Origin of the sequence: Paenibacillus sp. FSL R5-0473 (assembly GCF_038004565.1) — a bacterium.
Taxonomy (GTDB): domain Bacteria; phylum Bacillota; class Bacilli; order Paenibacillales; family Paenibacillaceae; genus Paenibacillus; species Paenibacillus amylolyticus.
The window spans coordinates 2,260,634-2,282,336 of sequence record NZ_JBBORL010000001.1 but is presented as its reverse complement, the minus strand read 5'-3'; the positions used below and the strand labels follow the sequence as shown (position 1 = coordinate 2,282,336).

The following is a 21,703-nucleotide window of genomic DNA, read 5'->3' as shown; positions in this document are numbered from 1 at the left end:
GAGAACAACATGTATTCAAATAGGATATATCAAATGGCTGTTCACCTCGTGCTCATCATGATGGGAATCGCTGCAGTGTTTCCGTTTATACTTCTGATATCCGCTTCCCTAACCGAGGAACAAGCCATTATCAGGGATGGTTATCGTTTGTTCCCGGCTCAATTCAGCTTCGATGCTTATGTGTATCTGTTTAATCAGTATTCGTTGATTCTGCGGTCGTATGGAATTACGACGTTCATCACGGTCGTGGGCACGATCGTTGGATTGTTGATCACAACCCTGGTCGCTTATCCGCTATCCAGAAATGTGCTTCCATTTCGTTCGTTCCTGTCATTCTTCGTATTTTTCACCCTGCTTTTCAATGGGGGGCTGGTGCCGATGTACCTGGTTTATACGGATCTCTTCCATTTGAAAGATACCATCTGGTCGCTAATCATCCCGAATTTACTGACCAACGGGTTCTACATTTTGTTGATGCGCAGTTTCTTTTCCACATCAATTCCCGGCGAAGTCGTGGAGTCAGCCTATGTGGATGGAGCCAACGAATGGGTTATTTATTGCAAAATCGTTCTCCCGCTTGCTCTCCCAAGCCTGGCAACCATTGGTCTGATGCTCATGATCTCGTATTGGAACGATTGGTTTAACGGTCTGATCTTCATCAATGACGGAAGCCTCTACAGCATTCAAAACCTGCTTAATCGAATGTTGTCTGATGTCCAGTACTTGCAGCAAAGCAGTTTGTCTGGTCAGACAGCAGTTGTCTCATCCGTACCTCTCGGCAGTGTGAGAATGGCTATTGCCGTAATCGGCGTGTTGCCGCTGATCGCAGCGTATCCGTTTTTCCAGAAGTTCTTCGTCAAGGGATTGACTATTGGTGCCGTAAAAGGTTAGTTATGCTTCGTATCCAAGATGTCTTATCCAAAAGCAAACATGGGGAGTGAATGAAGATGTTCAGAAAAAGATTGCCTGTGGGTTTCATAAAGGTAATGTCCTTAATTTGTGCGGCCCCTCTATTGTTGACGGCATGCGGAAACCCAGACAGTAAGGAGGGGGCAGAACTTGGAAAAGCTTCAGCAACAGACATGTATGAAGTGGTCATGACGTATCCAGCTTTTGGGGATGTAACAGATGTTAAGGAAATTCAGGAAGCCATCAGTGATATTACAGCGGAAAAGGTAGGCGCCACCGTGAAGCTCTTGCCTGTTAATGGATCGAACTATGCCAATCAAATGAACTTGATGCTGGCGGGCAGCGAGAAACTGGATCTGGTGTATACCAGCGTATGGTTCGGCCTTGAATCCCAAATCGGCAGGGGGCAGTTACTGCCCATGGACGAATCGTTGAATGAATTTGGTAAAAAGATACTGGAGGCTGTTCCGGAGGAAGCCGCAGAAGCCGGGAAGATGAATGGCGAAACATATGGCGTTCCCAGTATTAAAGCTTGGGCACTTTCCCCCAGTTTTGTGATGGACAAAGAGCTTGCCGATAAACATGCTATTGACCTTAGCGCCATAAAAACCTGGAATGATATCTCTGCTGTATTGCAGCTTATCAAGGACAAGGAGCCGGGTGTCACGCCGATTGTCAGCTATAACTCACAGGAAACACCCGGACAAGCCATGCTGAATTTTGATCCATTGGGAACAGCACCTGGCGTACTGGATTTTGGCGGGGAGGACTTCACCGTGCAGAACCTTTTTGCGACTTCGCGGTTCTCCACAATGGCTGACCTGATGCGTGATTGGTATCAAAAAGGTTATTTCAGCAAAGACGTCGCAACGTCACAGGAAACGGGGGCCAATCTGATCAAGGCAGGCAAAGCCTTCTCGTATATCCGGAATATCAATGAATGTTACTCGGAATCACTTGCGGCTGGGACTGAACTTGTATGCGTCCCCCTTGAGGATTCGTATATGACACGAAATAGCGTAGCTTCCAACATGATGTCTTTGGCAAGGAACAGTGAGCAGCCGGATAAGGCGATTCAAGTATTGGAACTGTTTTACTCGGACGAAGCAGTCATTAATCTGTTTACGAATGGGATCGAAGGCAAGCATTATGTTAAACGGGATAATGACCTAATCGGCAAGCCGGATGGCGTTACTGCAACAGGATACGATTCAAACCAATATGCCGTGGGGAACAATTTCCTGTCCTATATATGGGAAGGGAACGATCCTGACATGTGGGAGCACTTGAGGGGCGAAAATGAGAGTGCCGTAAAATCAAGGGCGATGGGTTTCAGCTTCGACATCAATCCGGTCAAAACACAAATTACCTCGGTGGCCAACGTCCAAAACCAGTATGATGCAGGCTTTCAGACAGGAACTTTTGACCCGTCAGAACTGGGTGCTTATCTCGACAAACTAAAGAATGCAGGCGTAGAGAAAATATTGACGGAAAAGCAAAACCAGTTAAACCAGTGGCTTGAAAATAAATAGAAGGAGCTGATCACGCATGTTTAATCCTGTCATTGATGTTCACCACCATATCATCTCTAAAGAAATGCAACGAAAGCAGCGGGAGCTGGGAATGGAGATTCCAAGTTTTATGCCGAAGTGGACGCCCGAGATCGGGATGCAAAAAATGGATGTATGTGACATCTCGTTTTCATTCCTTTCAGCCCCGTCAGACCTGACGTTCATCGACCAATCTTCTGCCAACGCATTGGCACGTAAAATGAATGAAGAGCTCGCATCGTATGCTCAACTTCATCCTGAGCGGTATGGTGCATTTGCAACGCTTCCACTCCCCGATCCCGCAGCAGCCATGGAAGAAACCTTGTATGCACTTGATGTTCTTGGGATGGATGGTGTTGCAATGCTGACAAGTTATCAGGGTAAATATTTAAGCCATCCGGATTACACCGAATTGTTAACCGAATTGGATCGACGCAGTGCTGTTGTGTTTCTACATCCCATCCTTATACCACAAAAAATCGCTGGGCTTAGTCCTGCATTGCTTGAGGGCACCTTCGATACAACGCGGGCTGTCACTACGATGGCTGTTCATCGCATTTTCGACCAATATCCATCCATTACGTTCATTCTTCCCCATACAGGGGGCATGGTTCCGTATATCAAATGGAGAATTGCGCTTGCCGCTATCGGACAAGATTCGATTCAGGTTGAAACAACACCGGAACAATTTCAAGCTGAAATAGCCAAACTGGACCACCTTTATTATGATTCCACGTTGAACCTCGGCACGATCCAAAAGTTGATTGCGCCTGATCGGATTCTGTTCGGAGCGGACATACCTTGGCCAGCGGACAGCGTCCTTCGGATACAACGGGAGTCGGTATTCCATGAAGCACAGCAGATCAGCGAAGAAAACGCGAAAGCGATCGCTTATGGCAATGCCTTTCGTCTATTTCCCCGCATTTCTAAGCTTTTTGATATAGAGAAAAAGTTAATTTAAAGTGTTAGGAACCGATAACTCAACATTACAAAACAATAGTTTAATCTGTCATGACAATGTAACAACAAAACAATCGTTCTTGAAACGGTTGTTTTGTTGTTAACACCCATTAGTTACATTCTGGTTCCTATCTAATAAAAAGGTGCCTACTTTTCAAGTAGTATGAGACATTTTAAGATTAAACGAAAGGTGGTTAAACAGAGGGCGTATGTAATGAACAAAAGTTATATGCAACGTTGCTTTGACGTAATAGAGATCATCCCGAAGGAGTTGCAGAGAATATAGATCGCACCATTACTTTGTAGAAGATATGCATAGTGTGATCGTCAAATTAACCGATTACGTGGGAGATTCATTGAAAGTAATTGAGGGGATGGTAGCGCCATGCCAATTGAAATCAAAGACATTGTAGTGTTTTAATGAGTAAGCTTCAAGATCATAGTTTTTAATCTAAGTATTCTTCGAGTTGCTGACGAGTTGAAGACATTAACTGGCGAAACCATCTTTATCGGTGTCTTGAGTGATGATTCCGTTCTTGCCACGCATATTATTCCAGGTAGTTTTCCGACAAGGACACATTATGAAAAAGGAGAAAAATTGCCTGTTATTAAAACGGCGGTGGGAAGATATATCTTAGCCTTTCAATCACCTGAAATTCAGGAGCAAAATCGGGTTTTGCGGTAGATAACGAGGAAGCCGATCAAGGAGCAAAGAAAACAGAATAACCCTTCTCAGAAATGAGGTGGGTATCCTGTTTATAAATGTTGGCATTTTAAAGTGCCCTCAATCATCATGGAGAGCCTTTTTTTGGGGGAGTAGTATAGTTTAGTGTTAATCATCTGAACTAGTGAGTAGAAATTTTCCGATAATATTCTCGTTGCTATCGTACAAGTTTATATACTTATCGAATTTTGGTTCATTCATACTCTGAATTGCTTCTTCGGGAGTTTGTGGCAAATCTTGATTCATATCTGAAGTCTTGATGTAACCTTCAGTTCCGTCTACACCAAAAGCCTTAACTAGATCTAATTCTGTTTCATCATGATAAATAAATGAACCATATGTTTGACCGTTATCATTGATTTTTATTTCCATTTGATCTTTAGAGGGACTAGTATCGGCAGATGCAGCTCCCCAGCCATAAACTCCTATTCCAATCCCTAAAGCACAAGTCACACCAACTGTAATTAATTTTAGTGATTTTGTTTTCATTAGAATATCCTCCTAATGTTGAATGAATGGTGTTTTAGAACCACCGTCATATTCATACTTACCAGACTGTCAAACGGCAAACACTGCCTCAGTTTCGTAATCCCCAGATCCTTAACCCCAGTCGAATCTATTAAATTACTCAATTTCAAATTAATGTAACATTTAATGTCGTAATTGTAAACCATTTTTAGGTTATTTAGATTCTTATGTAACCACGGAAAATTCACTGGCATATTCAGTCGCAATAGAGGGCAACCGGAGGAAGGAACAAATCCTTTTACAATCATTGTCAGTACGGTTATAATACAATCACCAGATGGATTACCCAACAAAGTTAAATATTGTAATTAGACATTGGAGGTATGGTTATGGTCAAGAAGAAAATGTCCAAAGCCCTCAGCGCAGCTTTAATCGTTTCTATGCTGGCTACTGGCGTGATAGTCGCTATCCAAGGTAAAACAACGTTAGAGGCATCATCAGGTGATAAAAAGGTTGAAGTTATTAAAGCACAAGCGTGACCTTACTATGAAGAAGCTTAGGTGCGACTATATCGTCCCAATTAGGGCATATTCGAAGCACCTGATGCGAAAACCTCAGCTCGGTTAACCGAGCTGAGGTTTTTTCATTATCATTATGAATTGATGTCGAGGGACAAGATCATGGTGCGCAATTACCAATTATACATTGGCACCTCGTGCAGGTACCTGGGCAATTTTACGATGGCATTCAGCCACCACTTGGCATGCCTTACGGATGGATTCGATTTCATAATCACTTTTTAAAATGATCATGTTCGTATCAGGCCCCATTCGTAATAGCTTGCATAGCGAGTCGGGCGAGTCCGGTGCAAAAGTAGGAGCGCGCGGCGACGTCCAGGATTTGTTCTTTGCGCTACATACGTATGAGCTCATTTTGTTCTTTAGTACGGGGGCACATGGACGTGAGAACCTTCTTTTATTAGTACTACATATTTGTCCATATAAAGACAGTAACGCATGGAGCGGAGAAACGAACAAGATCTGTTGTGTTCGATGAAATGAAGAATTAGACCGTAATCATAAAGTTGTAGACCGGGTACAGGCGTTAAGCTAACTGGGAACATGAGATCAATAAAACGAAAAAGGCAGTCGACCAACGTGATCGGCTACTTTTGTTCACAGTTTGTCATGTCAGCTAGAAACCGTTACGATGTGTTATATGGAATTTATCTTTGAGGCTCAATCAGTTATAGAAAAGAGAAAGGACAAGCGGCATGATACAAAGAGAAGGGAATGTAGCTTGCAACGCCAACTCAGAATATATATGGTGAGCAACGGGACTTGTTTAAGGAATTAAGCAAAAAAGATGATTTATCTGTACTTCAGAGAGATCCAAAACTTATCTTAGTTGAACTATATTTTATAAGGAGACACGTAAGATGGAATTAAAATTTAGGGAAAAGGCTCTGTTATTTTATTTGATCGAGGCTAGATACAATGATTTGGAGTTACGAGAGGAGCAAGTATATCAGGAAATTGAAGATCTATACTTTAAATTTAAAGATGAGTTAGAAAGAGAATATGGGGAAGACTGGCGAGAAATTTAAAGCAAGGAGGTACCCAAGAAAATGATTTATTGGAGTATGCAGACATCAGAGGTTTGGAAACAAGCTCAAGAAACAGGTTACTTGGAGGGAAGCTCTGAACACTTAATGTTTCCAAAACAATACATATGGATGATGGAACAAATGAAAACAAGATTACCTAATTATAAAGGTGAGTATCCAATCTGGCTATGGATCAAAAAGCCGGATATGAGATCTACCGGACATTTTGAGGGAGGAACTAAATGCGTAAGATTGACCATTGATCTCAAGGAGACAGATGTACTAATATCAGATCTTGATAGATGGAACCTGGTACTGAACAATGGATTTTGCTCTGATAATGAACATGAAGAAGGTGAGTTTAATAAGGGGATACTAGAAATGACGAAAGAAGAAAGTTGGGAGCGGATTTTTGATTTAAATCGAGCGGTTGATGTTAATTGGACAGGTAATGGTGCATGGCTTCAGGGAACTACGGGACGAATCTACTTAGAAAAAGTGAAGAGAGTAGAGCAATATATTAGTCGTAAATCAAAGTTATACTAATAACAATTATAACAATAAGGTAAATAAGACATATCATGACCTCTTTTCAAATGTTGTTGGGGGAACATTGAAAAATCCTTCCTTTTAATCGTTACTTACAATTCCAAGTTAGGATATGGCCAATAGCCTAAATGTGTGAGGGCTAAAGTCATTAATCTGGTGGTTTAGTACTCTAAACTCATCATTCATAATGTCAGAGAATATAGTTGATAAGCATTATCATTCATGGTATATTGTTAACCAGTAAACTAAATATTAGAATTTATTTAGAATAACTCTATTTTTAAAAGAATATTTTTGTTTACAAGTAAATAAGGAGCGATCAAAGAATGATCTCAAAAGATCGAACAAAACAGTTGCTTTATGACCAATTTATCCGTTTTTTACATGTGTATGAGAACCACAAGGATACAGAAATCGAGCATTTCCTAAGTATCGCCCAGCGTGAAAGCATCGAGAAAATCCCTCAGCATTTGACCGCGGTTCATATGATAGATTGCATAGGCAAGCATGAGCCCATTAACAACACGGGTATTGCCGAGGCGATGAACTTGTCCAAAGCAAGTATCACCAAAATTGGCAACAAACTGCTGGAGGAAGGATTCGTCAAACGTACGAAAATGAACGACAACAAAAAGGAGAGCTATTTCCGGTTGTCACCGCAAGGCAAAAAGATCTTTGAACTGCATGAACGTTTGCATATACATGAGGCTGAGCGCTTCTATCGTACTCTTGACAAATATTCGGAAACGGAGCTAAAAGTAATCCATCAATTTCTTCAAGACAGCAGTATAAATATTGAATCCAGATAGAACAAAGGAGAGTGAAGCATATGAGTCTGGCAGAATTGATCAGGGAGCGCAGGAGTATTCGTAAATGTAACTCTACGCCGGTGGACCAGGAGTTGGTTGTTGAACTACTGCGTAAGGCTATACGGCTTCAACCATATCTTGAGTCTGGCTCATGGCGTGTAGTATATGCCGGAACTCCAGAAGCACGCAAACGGTTGGTGGACTGCATGCTGGAACAGATGTCACAAAGCAAGCTCGGCAAGCTGATTCCAGGGAAACTTCTGGATGTTTTTAAAAAGAGATTTACCGATATTCCTGCGCACGTCATTGTTATGTCGACTGTAGGACCGAATCGTCTGACCAATGACCGTAATTATGCGGCTGCCTGCGGGGTGATGCAGAGCTTCCAACTGTTGGGCTGGGAACGAGGGTTAGGAATGTTGTGGGATACAGAGTTCATGATTCAGCATAAAGGGTTCTTCAATGGAATTGGCTTACGTGAGGATGAAAGATTTGTTGGTATTCTTCATATAGGATATTACGACAAAGTACCAAGAAGTCGGAAAAGGACACCAGCCGAGCAGAAATGGACCGTATTGCGAGGGCAGTCTACATAGAAGAGGAGGATGTAAAATGAAATTGTCAGATTTGGAAGGAGACATGGACGGTCCGAGTGAGTTTTTGGATCGACCGGTATCACAGGATCTAATCCTTGAGTTACTCAATCATGCCGTATGGGCGCCAAATGATGGCCTCCGAGAACCGTGGCGATTTATCTTTGCTGATAACCGGTATGGGGACATCATGCAGGGATTACAGAACCAGGCTCCTGCGTATCTTCTGGTCTTAGTGAAGGAAGAGGCGGATCAATATAAGCGGGAAGAGGACTTTGCAGCTGTCTGCTGCCTAATTCAGAATTTCCGCTTGCTGGCTCATGAGCAAAGTCTGGGTGTGCGCTGTACCTTGCATGACTGGATGTACGACCCGAGCCGTACTGAAATGTTTGGTGTACTGAGTAACGAGCGCATTGCTGCGGTTCTGGAATTGGGATACGGTGCAAATCAGTGGAAAGGAAATACGAAGTTACCTGAGACTCAACTTCATTTTGAACTGCTGTAAGTTGGGGACGATGGGATGAGACTCCAAATGGAAAACCTCGGCTCGTCATCGTCTTGAGCCGCTTATTACATAATAAATATAGGAGGTATGAGTATGGTCAAGAAGAAGAAAATGTCCACAGCACTCAGTGCAGCTTTAATCGTTTCTATGCTGGCTACTGGCGTGATAGTCGCTACTCAAGGTACAACAACGTTAGAAGTAGCGAAGTCAGCAGGGGATAAAAAGGTTGAAGTTATTAAATAAAGCATACGCGAGACCTTCTAGAAAGTTAAAAGAACCTCAGCTCGGTTAACCCGGCTGAGGTTTTTTTCTGTATCATTATGCATTGAAAAAATGCAACCCTAGATGAAATAAGAATAGAAAAAAAGTAAAGTGATGCCGCGGGGCAAGAGCTTCTACCAAGTGCCTATTAGGCGTATCTAATCATTATTTTGCCCTTTAATTCGTTAAGCTGCTCACGAAACCGCAAAATCAGTAAGAAACTTTAGAATTTTTTAATATCTTACCACTATTTTCTTAAACACTCTTTTCTAAAATGAGTGGAAAGGGAGGCAAAACAGGAAACAGAATGAAAGACTAAAGTTAACAGTGAAAGGATGAATTTAGAAAACCATGAAAAAATGGCTCCGTAAGGATGCTTCGGCGGCCATGTTCTTCCTTGTGCCAAGCGGCATCGGATTTGCACTCTTTTACCTTATCCCGTTTGCCATGGGCGTGTATTATTCGTTTATGAGCCATTCGGTAGACGGTCATTTTGTGGGACTCGATAATTATCGTGAGCTGCTCGGAAGTGCTTCTTTCCTCAAAGCAGCTTCCAACACGTTATATTTCAGTACGATCAGTGTTCCACTTATGATCATGCTGTCATTGGGGCTCGCGATGCTTCTACATAAAAATGTCTATATCCAAAAATGGCTTCGAACAGCTTATGTGATGCCGCTTGTTGTGCCCACCGCCTCGATCATCATGATTTGGCAGATCCTTTTTGATTGGAACGGGTCCCTTAACGCCTGGTTGGATAGTTTCGGATACGGACGGGTGGATTGGATGAAATCCGAATCGGCACGTATAGTCGTGATTATGGTCTATATATGGAAGAACATAGGTTACAACGTTATTTTATTCCTTGCCGGACTTCAGCAAATACCGAAGGATTACTACGAAACGGCTCGTATTGAAGGTGCTGGTCGTTTACGGCAATTTCGGAGTGTTACACTGGTTTATCTGACTTCGACGATGTTTTTTGTAGTGATTATGTCCATTATTAACTCATTTAAAGTGTTTCGGGAAACGTATCTGATTGCTGGCGGTTATCCCCATGACAGTATTTACATGATGCAGCACTATATGAATAATATGTTCATATCACTCGACATTCAGAAACTAACCGCAGCGGCATCCTTGATGTTTGTCAGTATACTGCTGATCGTTCTAGCTCTGTTTGCGATGGAGCGTCGGCATCGGCAGTACATGGAATAGGAGGTGAAGTAAAGTCTGTGCGAATAGTCTACATATTGAAAAATGGTGTATTAACATTCATCCTGAGTGTTATTGCCTTGATCTTAATATCACCATTTGTGATTATATTCACAAATTCGATGATGACAGAACAGGAAATTGGGATCAATTATGGCCTCATCGGGCAAATGAATGAAGCCGCCGTAGGTAGAGACGATGCATTTGCAAACCTGAAGCTGATTCCGGATAAGGTCTCCTTTGCACAGTACGGGAAGGTATTTATCGACAACCCGAAATTTATGATGATGTTCTGGAATTCGGTGTTCATGGTCGTACCGATTATTGTAGGTCAGACTCTTGTTGCGGCTCTGGCTGCCTATGCATTCTCCAAGCTAAAATTTCGCGGCCGGGACTCTATGTTTTTGGTATATGTCATGACGATGCTCATGCCATTCCAAGTCACGCTGGTACCCAATTACATTATGGTCGATATGCTTGGGATGCTGAATAGTACAAGTGCCATCATTCTTCCTGGCATCTTCGCAGCTTTTGGCGTGTTTATGCTCAGACAATTCATGCTGGACATTCCCTACGCCTATATTGAAGCTGCCAAAATGGACGGAGCAGGACATTTAAGGATATTTGTTACGATGATTGTTCCGATGATCAAGCCAGGATTAGCCGCACTTGTGATTTTGCTCTTCGTTGATTATTGGAACATGGTGGAACAGCCTCTTATTTTTTTAGACGACCCGTTCAAGCAGCCGCTGTCCGTCTTTTTATCCACGATTAATCAAAGCGACAAGGGTATTGCTTTTGCTGCATCCATGCTCTATATGGCCCCGATGGTGATGGTATTTCTGTATGCGGAGTCGTATTTCATTGAGGGTATTCAATTATCCGGAGTTAAAGGTTAACTTTTCAGTGCTGGTTTTGGGAGGAGAAGAAAGGATATGGAGTTAAATACAGGGGCTGCTGAGCAAAGACAAAAGCGAATCATTCTAGTCGTGTTCATAAGCTTTATGGGATTGCTGCTGGTCTTCACATTGTTTAGCAATACGCTTCAATCGCTGACCTTACCGAAAGTGACTACGGAGCAGCCGAAAATGGGAGACATCCAGTTAGTTATTGAAGGTAGCGGAATCCTTCAGCCGATCGCTGAAGCCAAGTTATCCGGTTCAACCGAGCGGAAGACTCAGCAGATTCTTGTGAAAGAAGGCGATCGTGTAAAGAAAGGACAGAAGCTCATCACCTATGATAGTCAATCGACAAAACAAGAAATTGAACTTGAAGTAACAAATCTGGATAAGCAGAAGATTGAGCAGCAGAATCTTCAGGACCAGTTCATCCAATCGTCCCTCGAAGAAGATGAACTTAAGCTGCGCAGCGCACAACGTGAAATTGAAAAAGGCAAACTTGATATTGCTGCGCAGGAGCGCAAGATCAACGAAATGAGAGAACAACTGACCAAAGATCAGGTACTGACCGCTCCGTTCGACGGTATTATAACGAAGTTGAACGCGGTAGAAGGACTGGCTTCCGCAGGTGAGCCAGATATCATTGTCTCGAACAGCGGGCAAGGGTACAAGTTCGAGGTTAATGCGGATGCAAAGCGTTTGTCCAGGTTAGGGATATCCATCGGAGAGCGGATCAAGGTAGAGGTAGATACAGATCAAGAGCGGCAAGCCAACAGCATGGACGGCATCATTGAAGAAATCATTAATGCAGAGCCACTTATAGAGGGAGCATCTGATGAAGGAGCGGGGATGGTAACCCTCCCTCAAAAGATCCTTCGTATTAAGCTCCTCGATGCCGAACTGAAGGGAGGTGAGCAGGCTCGGGTTAAAATCGAGAAAAGTTCTCTCGATCAAGGGCTGCTTGTTTCCAATGAAGCTATTCATCAGGACCGGGAAGGCACTTATGTTTTTGTAGTCGAGGAGCAGCCGGGGGCACTCGGTAATGTATTTGTTGTTCGCAAAGTCAAGATTGAGTCCAGCGAGAAGAATGACAAAGAAACGATGATCCAAACCGACATCATCTATGCAGAGGATAAGATCATTCTGAAAAGTAGCGAGCCTCTGCAAGATGGCGACCGTATCCGCTTGGAATAGTGAGACGTAACAATAAGAAGAGTTCAGGAGGAATTATACAATGAAAAAGTGGATTTTGATCCTTTCTATGGGGGTTCTTATCACGAGTTTAACCGCATGCAGTTCCGGGGGAAGTAGTACAGCGGATAAAGTGACATCGAAAGATGGAAAAACAGTCCTTACCCTGTCTGTGACAGAGTCGACCCCATTCTATCAAACAGTGGAGAAAAAGTTCGAAGAGAAATACCCGGACATCGATCTTCAGATCAATGCATATAAGACGGGAGAACAATGGGGATCAGGGGACTACGAGAAGTATCGGAATTCTATGAATACAGCCATGTTATCGGGAAAAAGCATGGATATCATTGAAGTTGATGACCTCCCATTCAAAGAATATGTAAGCAAAGGTTTCCTTCTCGACATGAACGACTTGCTCAATAAAGATCAGACATTGGATAAAGACGATTTGCAAATGAATATTTTGGACGGTTTGAAGGTGAATGATGGAATGTATACCGTACCTTTGGGGTACATGTTACGAGCATTTGTAGGAGATGGGGAAATGCTGAGCAACGCTAATGTTAAGTTTGATGATAAGACCTGGAACTGGAAAGAGTTTGAGAAGGTTTCAAAGGAAGTAATCCAAAAGAAAAGCGGTACCGATGAGGTTTATGCGTTAGCGTCCTACCCGCCCGAACTCCTCTTTCAGGAGATGCTTGTTGAGAACTATGCTGCATTTGTCGATCCTTCGGCCAAAAAGGCCACATTCGATTCTCTCGAATTTGTGAATCTGTTCGAGCAGGTTAAACAAATGTACGAGGAAAAGATTGTGACATCGGAAGAAGCAAAGCCGGGCAATCAAATGTTCAATTCCACGTCAATTACGTCGCCAATTGATTTTATCGAAGGTCCCTACATGCTTTTTGATCAACCCAAGCTGCTGCAATCACCGCAGGCGGGAGAAACCGGAGATCGAAAAGGCTCGCGAGTAGCTACTATAAAACAGTTCGCAATCCATGCTAAATCGCCCGTAAAGGATGAAGCCTGGAAGTTCATCAGCTTCTTATTGTCGGAAGAAGTGCAAATGCTAAAAGATCGAGAAGGATTCTCGATGCTTAAATCCGTGAATGAAAAGAAAATTGATGATCTTCAAGAAAAAGTTAAAAATGGCGAATACAAGCTTCCAAATGGGGAGATGGCAAAAGTATCGGATGAACAGTTCGCCGTGTTTAAACAAATTGTTCAATCCGCCGATCAATATGTAGATCTGGATGTTAAAGTGTTAAGTATTGCCGGAGAAGAGTCCGTTGCATTCTTTAGCGGACAGAAAACTGCCGAGGAAGTAGCCAAACTGATCCAAAACCGGGTCACAACTTATCTAAACGAATAGGTAAATGGCGGGAAGCAGCCTGCATTCGTGCGCTGCTTCCTGCTTCACAGAATGAAAAGCGGGCAAATGTCTTTTTATACAGGGAGGTAGATTCATGTATAGGCCGAAAAAAACAGTTGTGACAATACTACTCAGTGCCGCCGTGTTGGGTCATTTCATGGCCCTTGACGTATACGCGGCATCCACGGCTGATCACCTCGTTTCCAAAACTGCTGTAGCCGCGTCTGGTCTGACATTAGATCAACTGGGCTCAGTTTCGTTGAAGCAGAGCGTCCATGTAAAGCTGACCGGGACGGATGTTTTTACTCAGCCAGGTGGAAGTATTCTCATATATACGCTTCGTTACAGTAACAGCAGCGGCAATAGGGTGGATCTTATCGATTATTTTTCCAAGATTTCTACGCCGAGTGGTACGACTATAAAAGGAAAAGCAGTGACCCGTGATGCTGATAAACGAACGGTGCCTGCGAACAGCAGCCTATCTGTGACATACTATGCGAACATTGGAAACTCGACAAAGGTCAACGGGATCAAAATTTCCATGTTCGGATGGGATTTTAACAGCGCAAATTATCAGAAAAAGCTGGGACAATTCACGATTCCTGCTCAGTACTCATCTATAATTCCGATAGGTAAGAGCAAAAAGATCACAATAAATAATCTTCCTGTCACAGCCAAGGTGGATACCTTGCAGAGGTATAAAATTAATGGAAAAGTGTATGTTCAATTGGGACTAGGGCTCTCAAACGGAGGAACCAAGATGCTAAGTGACCCTGGGTATAAAGCATATCTAAGGTCAGCGGGCGGTTCAACATTTGAGCTTGTACCCGATTCAGCCAGCTCAGGCTACAAACTTCAGTCTCAGGAGAGCAGAGTCATCAGTTATTGGGCTGAGATACCCTCCACGATGAAGACACCTGGCATGACTCTGCAGCTTGCGCAGGAAGATGAAGTATTGAAGATCCAGATCCCAGTGCAATCGTTCAAACTTCCCGATGCAACCCCGGATGTTGCTGTAGTGAAGGGAAAAAGCACCAAGATCATGATGAAACAGCAGCCAGTCACGGTCAAGGCGGAACGGATGCAGCGAATGAATCATAATGGAAAAGTATACATGAGAGTGGCCGTTCAATTTGCGAACGGTGGCAAGAAGGTACTAAGCGATCCAGGATATAAAGCACAACTGAAATCGGCCGGGGGCTCAGTATTCGATCTTGTGCCTGAGGATGATACAGGAAGCAACTTCAAGATCCAGCCAGGGCAGAAACGAACGATATATTATTTGGCAGAGGTTCCATCCAACCTTAAAACAGAACTTATGACGATGCAATTTACGCAAGAAGACGAAACGTTGAACATGATGCTACCAGTAAAAACCTTCAAACTTCCAGCCGTCACCGCTGATAAGCCTGTGCCGGATTATGGCATCAGAAAAATTTCGGTGAACCATCAAACGATTGAAACGCAGCTGAAATATGCTTCTGTATATACTGAGAACAATACTGGCAAATGGAATATTCAATTCCGCATTAAAAATCTCAGTGAAAAATCCGTGAAGCTGCCAGCTTATGAACTTTCCATCTTTACGGATGAAGGTTATAGCATTCCGGTGAATGCCAAGGCATTTGACCAACAAACGCTGAAGCCGATGGAGGAGAAGCTTATCGATCTGGATGTAGATGTGCCATTGCATATGAAACAGAATACGCTGCAACTGCAATTGACGGAGCCTGCTATGGAAGGGAAGATTAGCTTCCCGACGGCCCTTTATAAAATTCCATATGCTCAGGAAGGCAAAAGCCATCAGGGCTCAGAGAATATCATCGAGAATAGTCACGGGACATTTGGCGTGAAGCTTAGCTCATATCAGCGGCTGCCATGGGGAGATAAAGATCAGATCGTAGCCCGAATCAGCATTCGTAATACCAAAACGACGACCGTGCAGCTGCCTGTGTTAAAAGCAGCAATAATTGCTGGAATGCGGGATCTCAGTAATACAGGCCAAATCGTGGTACAGGATAACCAAACGACCTTGGCGCCCAATGAAACCGTGGAACTCTATATCCTTGCCAACATACCGTATTCGTATAATTTCAATCAATTACGAATTGAGCTCCAGGAAACAGCAGGCGAGGACATTACTAAATTTCTGTCGTTGAACTTTAACGCGTTCAACAACGTTATGAGCCTGGTTCCTGCAGGCGACTCTTATCCCATCCATACTCCGGGCAAGAAATCAGAAGTCCGTGAACGCTTGACCACCATTTACCATGACGCTAAGTCCAATCTAATGTACACGGAACTGGAAATGACCAACCAGGAAAAACGGCAATCCAAGCAGTCACAGTTAGTTGCTTACTACAAAACACCAGATAACGAGTATTTTGAGGCAGAGGTTAGCCAATCGTCCGCCAAAACCAGTCCGAAAGGGAAAAACCTGGTGACGGTCTGGAGCAAGCTTCCACTAAATGTGAATACTTCGCAGCTTGAACTGTATGTCGGAGAAGGGGTTGCGAATGGAAAGATGGCAGATGTGGGGGATGAACTCACGGGCTCTATTAATACTGTTCGTTTAGCACTTAGCCCTAGAGTTGTACAACCAGCAACGAACCTGCAACATGTGGAATTGTTTCCGTATCAGCTCAACATTACGAGAGGTGAAGGAACGCTTAGCGCAGGGGAAGATATGCTTAATATCGTTATTTATTATGATCTCTTAAGAAATGGAGATTATGAGACAGGTTCTACTGACCATAAGCTCATTATGGAAGTCATTGACCCGAGCGGGAAATCCATAGAGAAGGTATTAACACTTGGTACCGATTTAACCGTTGGCAATAATAAATCATACTTCATGAACTTGAATACCAACTTAAGCAAAATCATAAATAGTGGGACAGTTCGAATCAATCTGTATGATGAGTTCCAAGGACGAAGAATGTTGCTCGGAAGTCAAGTCTATCCATTCATATATGAAGAGCAGGCCAATAAACCAGATAGCGAATAAAGATAATAATATACAAGCTGTTGGAGGACAACATCTCTGAAGATATGATACTATATTTTCGGAGATGTTTTTTGTCGACGGACAAGAACATACTCCCATCAAGGTCGCTTTTTTAGGCGACTTTTTATTTTATCGGTACACGGGGAAAGGTACCCCTGCACCAAAACATCATAACTGATTGAGCTTGCTTTCAGGCTCTTCACCATTTTCTACACGTTTTATATTCTTTATAAAGAAATCATATCTTGTTTTATGAAATTTCCGACCATCAGGCATTCCTGCTGTATGGGGAGTAAGTATCACATTACCCAGATTCCGGAGCTCGCTGTCAATAGGAAGCGGTTCAGATTCAAACACATCCAGGCATGCGCCTGAAATATCCCCGTTTTTTAATGCATCAATCAAGTCTCTTTCGTTGACAATGCCTCCGCGGGCTGTATTGATAAAAAGAGTGGTATTTTTCATTTTTTTGAATGCCGCTTTGTTGATCAGCTGTTTGGTTTGCTGATTCAAGGGTACATGTACACTGACTATGTCCGATGTGCTTACAAGAGTATCGAAGTCCGTCATTTTCACAAAACCATCAGATTGTACAGTGGCATTTCTCGCATACGCCAGCACATTCATGTCAAAGACCCTGCAAAACGCAGCTACTTTTTTTCCAATAGCACCCAAACCGATAATTCCAATCGTTTTTCCTTTTAACTCACTCCCTGTATAGTCCAATTGATTTTCATCCATCTTGTTTTTCATGAAAGTATCAAGAAACGGTATGTTTTTATAATAAGACAATATCAGTGCCATGACGTGCTCGGCCACTGCCTGTGCATTCACTCCTCCAGCATTGGCCACCCAAATGCCGCGCTGTGTACAGGCAGGGACATCCACATTATCAAATCCTGCACCTGTCTGTACCAATTTTAATTTTTTTGCGTTAGAAAGCAGGCTGTGGTCCACTTTAATATGTTCAGGAATGATTACCTGGCAATCTTCAATATGATGCAGCATTTCTTTTCCGGGCGGAACAATTACAACGTTCCAGTCTTGCGGAAAACTCCTTGCAATATTTGATTTTGAGGTCTCGCTAAAATAGCCAACGATCAGAATTTTCATTGCTAAACCACCTTTCATAAGCTATACCATTCTTCGAATAAAACCCGTTTGATGCACGTCATTTTATCCTTTTAATGGTTGGCTGGTAATAGCTAGGAAGAGAAGTAAGGAAATTAGCGTACCTTCTTGGAACGAAGTAAATATGATGAGAGATCGATATTTCCCAATAATATATTCTAAATACAATTTTATCAATAAAATTTCATCAAGTTCTATTGAGTATAACCATTTAGAAAATGAAGAAGTGTTAGCTTGCAAATACGTTTGCCCATATCAACACGAAAGTGCCAAACGGAATACGTATGCTATGAAGTCCTATACACCTCATTCGGTCGCAATACTAATCAGAGGTGACCAGGATGTTAAAAATAAAACAATTCAAAAATCAGTTGAGGCTTATGTGAAAAAATTAAGTTTTTATACCCGTTAATCTGTGTGATAAGATGAGATTAACGGGTTTTTATTGCGATAAAAATTCTGGGATGGGGGCAATGAAACAATGTTCTTGTCCTCAGACAGGTGGCTATAAATGTCGAAGGATAAGAACATGTTCCCTTTGAAGTCGCTATTTTAGCGGCTTTTTTATTATGGCTTTAGCCAGTTGAGTGCGTGAAACGCGCGAAACAAAAAACCACCCGCTATGCGGGTGGAGGGATCGAGGGTTTGACCACCAAGACCATTCCGATAAAATTGAGATGTTCAGGCTCAAAAGAAAGGAATGGTCTTAGATGGCAAACAAGAGCTATAGCCTAGCTCACACAAAGTGGATGTGCAAATACCACATTGTATTCACCCCGAAGTATAGACGGAAAGAAATCTATAATCAAGTGAGAAAAGATTTAATCGAAATTTTCAAACGTCTGTGTAAGTACAAGGGAGTAGAAATTATAGAAGGTCACATGATGCCCGATCATGTTCACATGTTGGTAGCGATTCCACCGAAAATGGCAGTCTCCACGTTCATGGGATATCTAAAGGGGAAAAGTTCACTAATGATATTCGAGAAGCATGCCCAGCTCAAGTATAAATATGGCAATCGAAAGTTTTGGGCAGAAGGGTACTATGTGAGTACAGTGGGTCTAAATGAAGCAACGGTAAGAAAGTATATTCGTGAACAAGAAGCACATGATCAAGCGTTAGATAAGCTGAGTGTAAAAGAATACGAAGATCCATTCAGCAGTAATCGGAGCAAAAAGAAGTAAAACCAGTTTAACTGGTGAGTGAAAGTGACAAATAACACTGAGCCTGAACAGCCCTGCTGTCAGGCTAGCGTCTTTAGGCGCAGTTTGGCAACAGGGGGTTATACCCCAAGAGCAAACCACCCGTTGGACGGGTGGTCCTGATTTTATCAGAACAAGGTCGTGTCCCGAGCCAAGGACAAGAACTTGTTCTGATAACCGGAATGAACAAGAACATAGTCCAATTGCCGATTAGCCGTTATCAAATCGTTATGCTGTCCGTAAATTCATTAAACTAACGGGCAGGTTAGCATGAAGGTATGATAAAATAAATTTGAATATCTTTACAAAATACGGGGAGGGGGATAATGCTAGTTCGTTTGGCCGCGTTGGAGAATATATCTCAGCTTGTTTAAATGCTTTGGGACTTTTCAAATGAGGAATGTGTTGATACCGTTGTTACATTTGAGGAATTTAATCAGATTTGTAGTGAGTTCTTGGTAAAAGCAATCAAAAGGGGAGACTGATATATTTGGGTTGCATAAATTAGTCGGAGTCTTGTCTCACATACGTATCTGCAGCTAATACATAAAGTTCCGCGTGTAGCTGGGTTTAAAGAAATTAAAACAGATTAGGTATGAGTAGGAATGAAATACATAAGACGTACTCCAGAAACACAAACCAAGATAGACCAAGCCTTGCTGAAAGAAACCATCTATATAGCTTCTTAAAACTGAGTGGAGTTTTACTCTGTTCAAACATGGGTGCAAACGAAAGCTTAGTATTGTTGTAAAGGAGAAAGTTTTGGACAATTGAATAGGAGGAGAAGTTTTTATATGGCAATTTTTTACCCAACGCTAGATGTAGTGAAGCAGCTAAAAGTTGTGCCAACGGAAGGAGAATGGCACTTGCTTATGTTTTTAGCTGATTACTTAGACGATACATATGAAGTTTTTTTTCAGCCTCAATTGAATGGGGATAATCCTGATATTATTGTACTGAGGAGAAGGACGGGAGCATGGATTATTGAAGTGAAAGATTGGCATCTACAGCATTATTGTGTGAAAAGAGAGAACATATGGGGGCTTGTTAACCATAGTGGTGATATTAAGTCTCCACTGAACCAGGTACACAGATACAAGGAGAATATGTACTCCCTGCATATTGAAGGACTATTAGAAAGTAAAGTTTGGAATTCGTCGATGTATGCGATATTCCAAACAGCTGTTTACTTTCATAACGAGACCGAAGAACGAGCTCTAGACTTTGTTCAGCAAGAAACCAGGAGTGATCATGACTATATTGATATCTTGGGCAATAACTCATTGAACGCGACGAGGTTGAGGCAACTTTTGAGAAAAAGAAGACTAGATAGAACATCTGAACTGTTTACGGACGAAATTTATATGAATTGTTTAAGATATCTAAAACCATCCTTACACGGGATAGAAAATATGGAGCCTATAATTTATAACAAGAAACAAATGGATTTAATACAAAGTAAATCAGTGCATCAAAAAATTAAGGGCGTTGCGGGATCTGGAAAGACACTTGTGCTTGCCAAAAGAGCCATTAACGCATATTTACGAACTGAAGGAAGGGTGCTTGTGCTTACCTTCAATATTTCGCTTAAGAACTATATACACGATCAAATCAGTCGCGTCCGGGAAGATATCGCTTGGGACAACTTTGAAATTAATAACTATCATCAGTTTTTCAATAGTAAGTGCAATAATCTAAATCTCGTGCCTCACCGTGATGATTATGAAAATGTAGATTTCTTTACACCGTATAGAGAGAATATTATACCCTATGATGTTGTTTTAATTGATGAAATCCAGGATTTTCGTATTGAGTGGCAACGTATTATTCGTCAGTTTTTTCTTACTGATAATGGCGAATTTGTGCTTTTTGGTGACGAGAAACAGAATATTTACGGAAGAGAATTGGATGAACAAAAGATCAGAACTACAGTACCCGGAGCATGGAATAAGTTGGACCAGACTTATCGCTTATCTAATCGGTTATGTGAACTTGTATCGACATTTCAAGAGTCGTTTCTATTACAAAAGTATGAGAAGGACGATTTTCAGCTACTTCTAGATTTCTCTTCTCCAAAGTCGGAGTATCTAAAATATTTCTATACAAATGAATTTTCAACAGATCGTGTAAGTGATTTGTACAGTATAATCCGTTCGATGGGGGCTCATCCTAATGACGTATGCTTTCTTGGTATGAATGTAGAAATATTGCAGGAATTCGATTTCTATATTCGAGATAGATTCAATGAGAGGACGACCACTACTTTTGAGAACTTGGAAACTAACCGAAAACTTAATCGGGAAATACAAGATTCTCACATATTAAAGATGAAGATTGATGAACTTCGTCGAAGCAAGAAAGCGAATTTTTGGATGAGTGCCGGCACGACTAAACTGTCCACAATTCATAGTTTCAAGGGATGGGAAATTAATCATCTGGTACTTATCATCGAGGGAAGATCGGGAGAAGAAGAAACTGGAGAGTTAATTACAATGGATGAACTTATATACACAGGATTGACCCGTTGTAAAAAAAATCTAATAATTATTAACATAGGAAATAAGAAATATCACCCTTTCTTTGTGGAGTATAGCAGTTTGTTTGATAGCTTCGATCCAGATTGGAAGCCTACTGAACGAAATGGAAAAAGCGAGTTTGGAACTGTTGCACCAAGCCAAATCTAAATTACAGTCTTCGGGGATTAACCCGAAAACTGTTCAGCTTAAGGGAGATCCTGGGCATGAAATAT

The 21,703-nt window shown here is 42.1% G+C and carries 20 protein-coding genes; 18 read left to right on the top strand and 2 right to left on the bottom strand.

Features of this window, described 5'->3' with window-relative positions; genetic code table 11:
• The first annotated feature begins 9 nt into the window (after positions 1-9).
• The 4 genes from MKY28_RS10010 to MKY28_RS09995 all read left to right on the top strand — a co-directional run bounded on the left by MKY28_RS10010 (position 10) and on the right by MKY28_RS09995 (position 4,104).
• A complete protein-coding gene (locus tag MKY28_RS10010; RefSeq protein ID WP_339193470.1) occupies positions 10-891 on the top strand; it encodes a carbohydrate ABC transporter permease in 882 nt (293 codons plus the stop codon).
• Positions 892-1,013: 122 nt separating this feature from the next.
• The gene (locus tag MKY28_RS10005) at positions 1,014-2,441 is read left to right on the top strand and encodes an ABC transporter substrate-binding protein (RefSeq protein WP_340935865.1); all 1,428 of its coding nucleotides are present in this window, start codon (positions 1,014-1,016) and stop codon (positions 2,439-2,441) included.
• 16 nt (positions 2,442-2,457) lie between these two features.
• Complete coding sequence (locus MKY28_RS10000) at positions 2,458-3,420, top strand: amidohydrolase family protein (protein ID WP_036615371.1); 963 nt, start codon at positions 2,458-2,460, stop codon at positions 3,418-3,420.
• A gap of 477 nt (positions 3,421-3,897) precedes the next feature.
• A complete protein-coding gene (locus MKY28_RS09995) occupies positions 3,898-4,104 on the top strand; it encodes an IclR family transcriptional regulator domain-containing protein (RefSeq protein ID WP_339193474.1) in 207 nt (68 codons plus the stop codon).
• Positions 4,105-4,251: 147 nt separating this feature from the next.
• On the opposite strand, the gene MKY28_RS09990 is transcribed toward MKY28_RS09995, so the two are convergent.
• On the bottom strand, positions 4,252-4,632 hold the full coding sequence (locus MKY28_RS09990; RefSeq protein ID WP_076327486.1) for a hypothetical protein: 381 nt from the start codon (positions 4,630-4,632) through the stop codon (positions 4,252-4,254).
• A 368-nt stretch (positions 4,633-5,000) separates the two neighbouring features.
• On the opposite strand from MKY28_RS09990, the gene MKY28_RS09985 reads away from it, so the two are divergent.
• From MKY28_RS09985 to MKY28_RS09930, 12 genes are all read left to right on the top strand, one after another.
• A complete protein-coding gene (locus MKY28_RS09985) occupies positions 5,001-5,150 on the top strand; it encodes a hypothetical protein (protein WP_179086457.1) in 150 nt (49 codons plus the stop codon).
• Positions 5,151-6,049: 899 nt separating this feature from the next.
• The gene (locus MKY28_RS09980) at positions 6,050-6,217 is read left to right on the top strand and encodes a hypothetical protein (RefSeq protein ID WP_155985137.1); all 168 of its coding nucleotides are present in this window, start codon (positions 6,050-6,052) and stop codon (positions 6,215-6,217) included.
• Between the two features lie 21 nt (positions 6,218-6,238).
• Positions 6,239-6,763: a DUF3841 domain-containing protein gene (locus MKY28_RS09975; protein ID WP_036615368.1), complete on the top strand. Its 525-nt coding sequence runs from the start codon at positions 6,239-6,241 to the stop codon at positions 6,761-6,763.
• A 329-nt stretch (positions 6,764-7,092) separates the two neighbouring features.
• The gene (locus tag MKY28_RS09970) at positions 7,093-7,575 is read left to right on the top strand and encodes a MarR family transcriptional regulator (RefSeq protein ID WP_017688279.1); all 483 of its coding nucleotides are present in this window, start codon (positions 7,093-7,095) and stop codon (positions 7,573-7,575) included.
• A 20-nt stretch (positions 7,576-7,595) separates the two neighbouring features.
• Positions 7,596-8,171, top strand: coding sequence for a nitroreductase family protein (locus MKY28_RS09965; protein ID WP_340935864.1), 576 nt, complete (start codon positions 7,596-7,598; stop codon positions 8,169-8,171).
• A 16-nt stretch (positions 8,172-8,187) separates the two neighbouring features.
• The gene (locus tag MKY28_RS09960) at positions 8,188-8,673 is read left to right on the top strand and encodes a nitroreductase family protein (RefSeq protein WP_340935863.1); all 486 of its coding nucleotides are present in this window, start codon (positions 8,188-8,190) and stop codon (positions 8,671-8,673) included.
• 87 nt (positions 8,674-8,760) lie between these two features.
• A complete protein-coding gene (locus MKY28_RS09955) occupies positions 8,761-8,916 on the top strand; it encodes a hypothetical protein (RefSeq protein WP_340935862.1) in 156 nt (51 codons plus the stop codon).
• A 369-nt stretch (positions 8,917-9,285) separates the two neighbouring features.
• A complete protein-coding gene (locus tag MKY28_RS09950; RefSeq protein WP_338706117.1) occupies positions 9,286-10,152 on the top strand; it encodes a carbohydrate ABC transporter permease in 867 nt (288 codons plus the stop codon).
• Positions 10,153-10,169: 17 nt separating this feature from the next.
• Positions 10,170-11,048: a carbohydrate ABC transporter permease gene (locus MKY28_RS09945; RefSeq protein WP_340935861.1), complete on the top strand. Its 879-nt coding sequence runs from the start codon at positions 10,170-10,172 to the stop codon at positions 11,046-11,048.
• A gap of 36 nt (positions 11,049-11,084) precedes the next feature.
• The gene (locus tag MKY28_RS09940; protein WP_340935860.1) at positions 11,085-12,242 is read left to right on the top strand and encodes an efflux RND transporter periplasmic adaptor subunit; all 1,158 of its coding nucleotides are present in this window, start codon (positions 11,085-11,087) and stop codon (positions 12,240-12,242) included.
• Between the two features lie 40 nt (positions 12,243-12,282).
• Positions 12,283-13,614, top strand: coding sequence for an ABC transporter substrate-binding protein (locus MKY28_RS09935; RefSeq protein WP_340935859.1), 1,332 nt, complete (start codon positions 12,283-12,285; stop codon positions 13,612-13,614).
• Positions 13,615-13,708: 94 nt separating this feature from the next.
• Positions 13,709-16,621: a hypothetical protein gene (locus MKY28_RS09930; RefSeq protein WP_340935858.1), complete on the top strand. Its 2,913-nt coding sequence runs from the start codon at positions 13,709-13,711 to the stop codon at positions 16,619-16,621.
• Between the two features lie 168 nt (positions 16,622-16,789).
• Here the strand turns inward: MKY28_RS09930 and MKY28_RS09925 are convergent, their stop codons facing one another.
• Entirely contained in the window at positions 16,790-17,734 is a 945-nt protein-coding gene (locus MKY28_RS09925; protein ID WP_340935857.1) for an NAD(P)-dependent oxidoreductase, read from the bottom strand.
• Between the two features lie 728 nt (positions 17,735-18,462).
• On the opposite strand from MKY28_RS09925, the gene tnpA reads away from it, so the two are divergent.
• Positions 18,463-18,936, top strand: a complete 474-nt coding sequence (gene tnpA, locus MKY28_RS09920; protein WP_100529447.1) for an IS200/IS605 family transposase — start codon at positions 18,463-18,465, stop codon at positions 18,934-18,936.
• Positions 18,937-19,748: 812 nt separating this feature from the next.
• Positions 19,749-21,638 (top strand): nuclease-related domain-containing DEAD/DEAH box helicase, encoded by a 1,890-nt coding sequence (locus tag MKY28_RS09915; protein ID WP_340935856.1) that lies wholly within the window; start codon positions 19,749-19,751, stop codon positions 21,636-21,638.
• The last annotated feature ends 65 nt before the right edge of the window (positions 21,639-21,703 follow it).

Coding starts and splice junctions, on each gene's coding strand:
- MKY28_RS10010 (WP_339193470.1), top strand. CDS start 10: ATGTATTCAAATAGGATATATCAAATGGCTGTTCACCTCGTGCTCATC.
- MKY28_RS10000 (WP_036615371.1), top strand. CDS start 2,458: ATGTTTAATCCTGTCATTGATGTTCACCACCATATCATCTCTAAAGAA.
- MKY28_RS09990 (WP_076327486.1), bottom strand. CDS start 4,632: ATGAAAACAAAATCACTAAAATTAATTACAGTTGGTGTGACTTGTGCT.
- MKY28_RS09985 (WP_179086457.1), top strand. CDS start 5,001: ATGGTCAAGAAGAAAATGTCCAAAGCCCTCAGCGCAGCTTTAATCGTT.
- MKY28_RS09980 (WP_155985137.1), top strand. CDS start 6,050: ATGGAATTAAAATTTAGGGAAAAGGCTCTGTTATTTTATTTGATCGAG.
- MKY28_RS09975 (WP_036615368.1), top strand. CDS start 6,239: ATGATTTATTGGAGTATGCAGACATCAGAGGTTTGGAAACAAGCTCAA.
- MKY28_RS09970 (WP_017688279.1), top strand. CDS start 7,093: ATGATCTCAAAAGATCGAACAAAACAGTTGCTTTATGACCAATTTATC.
- MKY28_RS09965 (WP_340935864.1), top strand. CDS start 7,596: ATGAGTCTGGCAGAATTGATCAGGGAGCGCAGGAGTATTCGTAAATGT.
- MKY28_RS09960 (WP_340935863.1), top strand. CDS start 8,188: ATGAAATTGTCAGATTTGGAAGGAGACATGGACGGTCCGAGTGAGTTT.
- MKY28_RS09955 (WP_340935862.1), top strand. CDS start 8,761: ATGAGTATGGTCAAGAAGAAGAAAATGTCCACAGCACTCAGTGCAGCT.
- MKY28_RS09950 (WP_338706117.1), top strand. CDS start 9,286: ATGAAAAAATGGCTCCGTAAGGATGCTTCGGCGGCCATGTTCTTCCTT.
- MKY28_RS09940 (WP_340935860.1), top strand. CDS start 11,085: ATGGAGTTAAATACAGGGGCTGCTGAGCAAAGACAAAAGCGAATCATT.
- MKY28_RS09935 (WP_340935859.1), top strand. CDS start 12,283: ATGAAAAAGTGGATTTTGATCCTTTCTATGGGGGTTCTTATCACGAGT.
- MKY28_RS09930 (WP_340935858.1), top strand. CDS start 13,709: ATGTATAGGCCGAAAAAAACAGTTGTGACAATACTACTCAGTGCCGCC.
- MKY28_RS09925 (WP_340935857.1), bottom strand. CDS start 17,734: ATGAAAATTCTGATCGTTGGCTATTTTAGCGAGACCTCAAAATCAAAT.
- tnpA (WP_100529447.1), top strand. CDS start 18,463: ATGGCAAACAAGAGCTATAGCCTAGCTCACACAAAGTGGATGTGCAAA.
- MKY28_RS09915 (WP_340935856.1), top strand. CDS start 19,749: ATGGCAATTTTTTACCCAACGCTAGATGTAGTGAAGCAGCTAAAAGTT.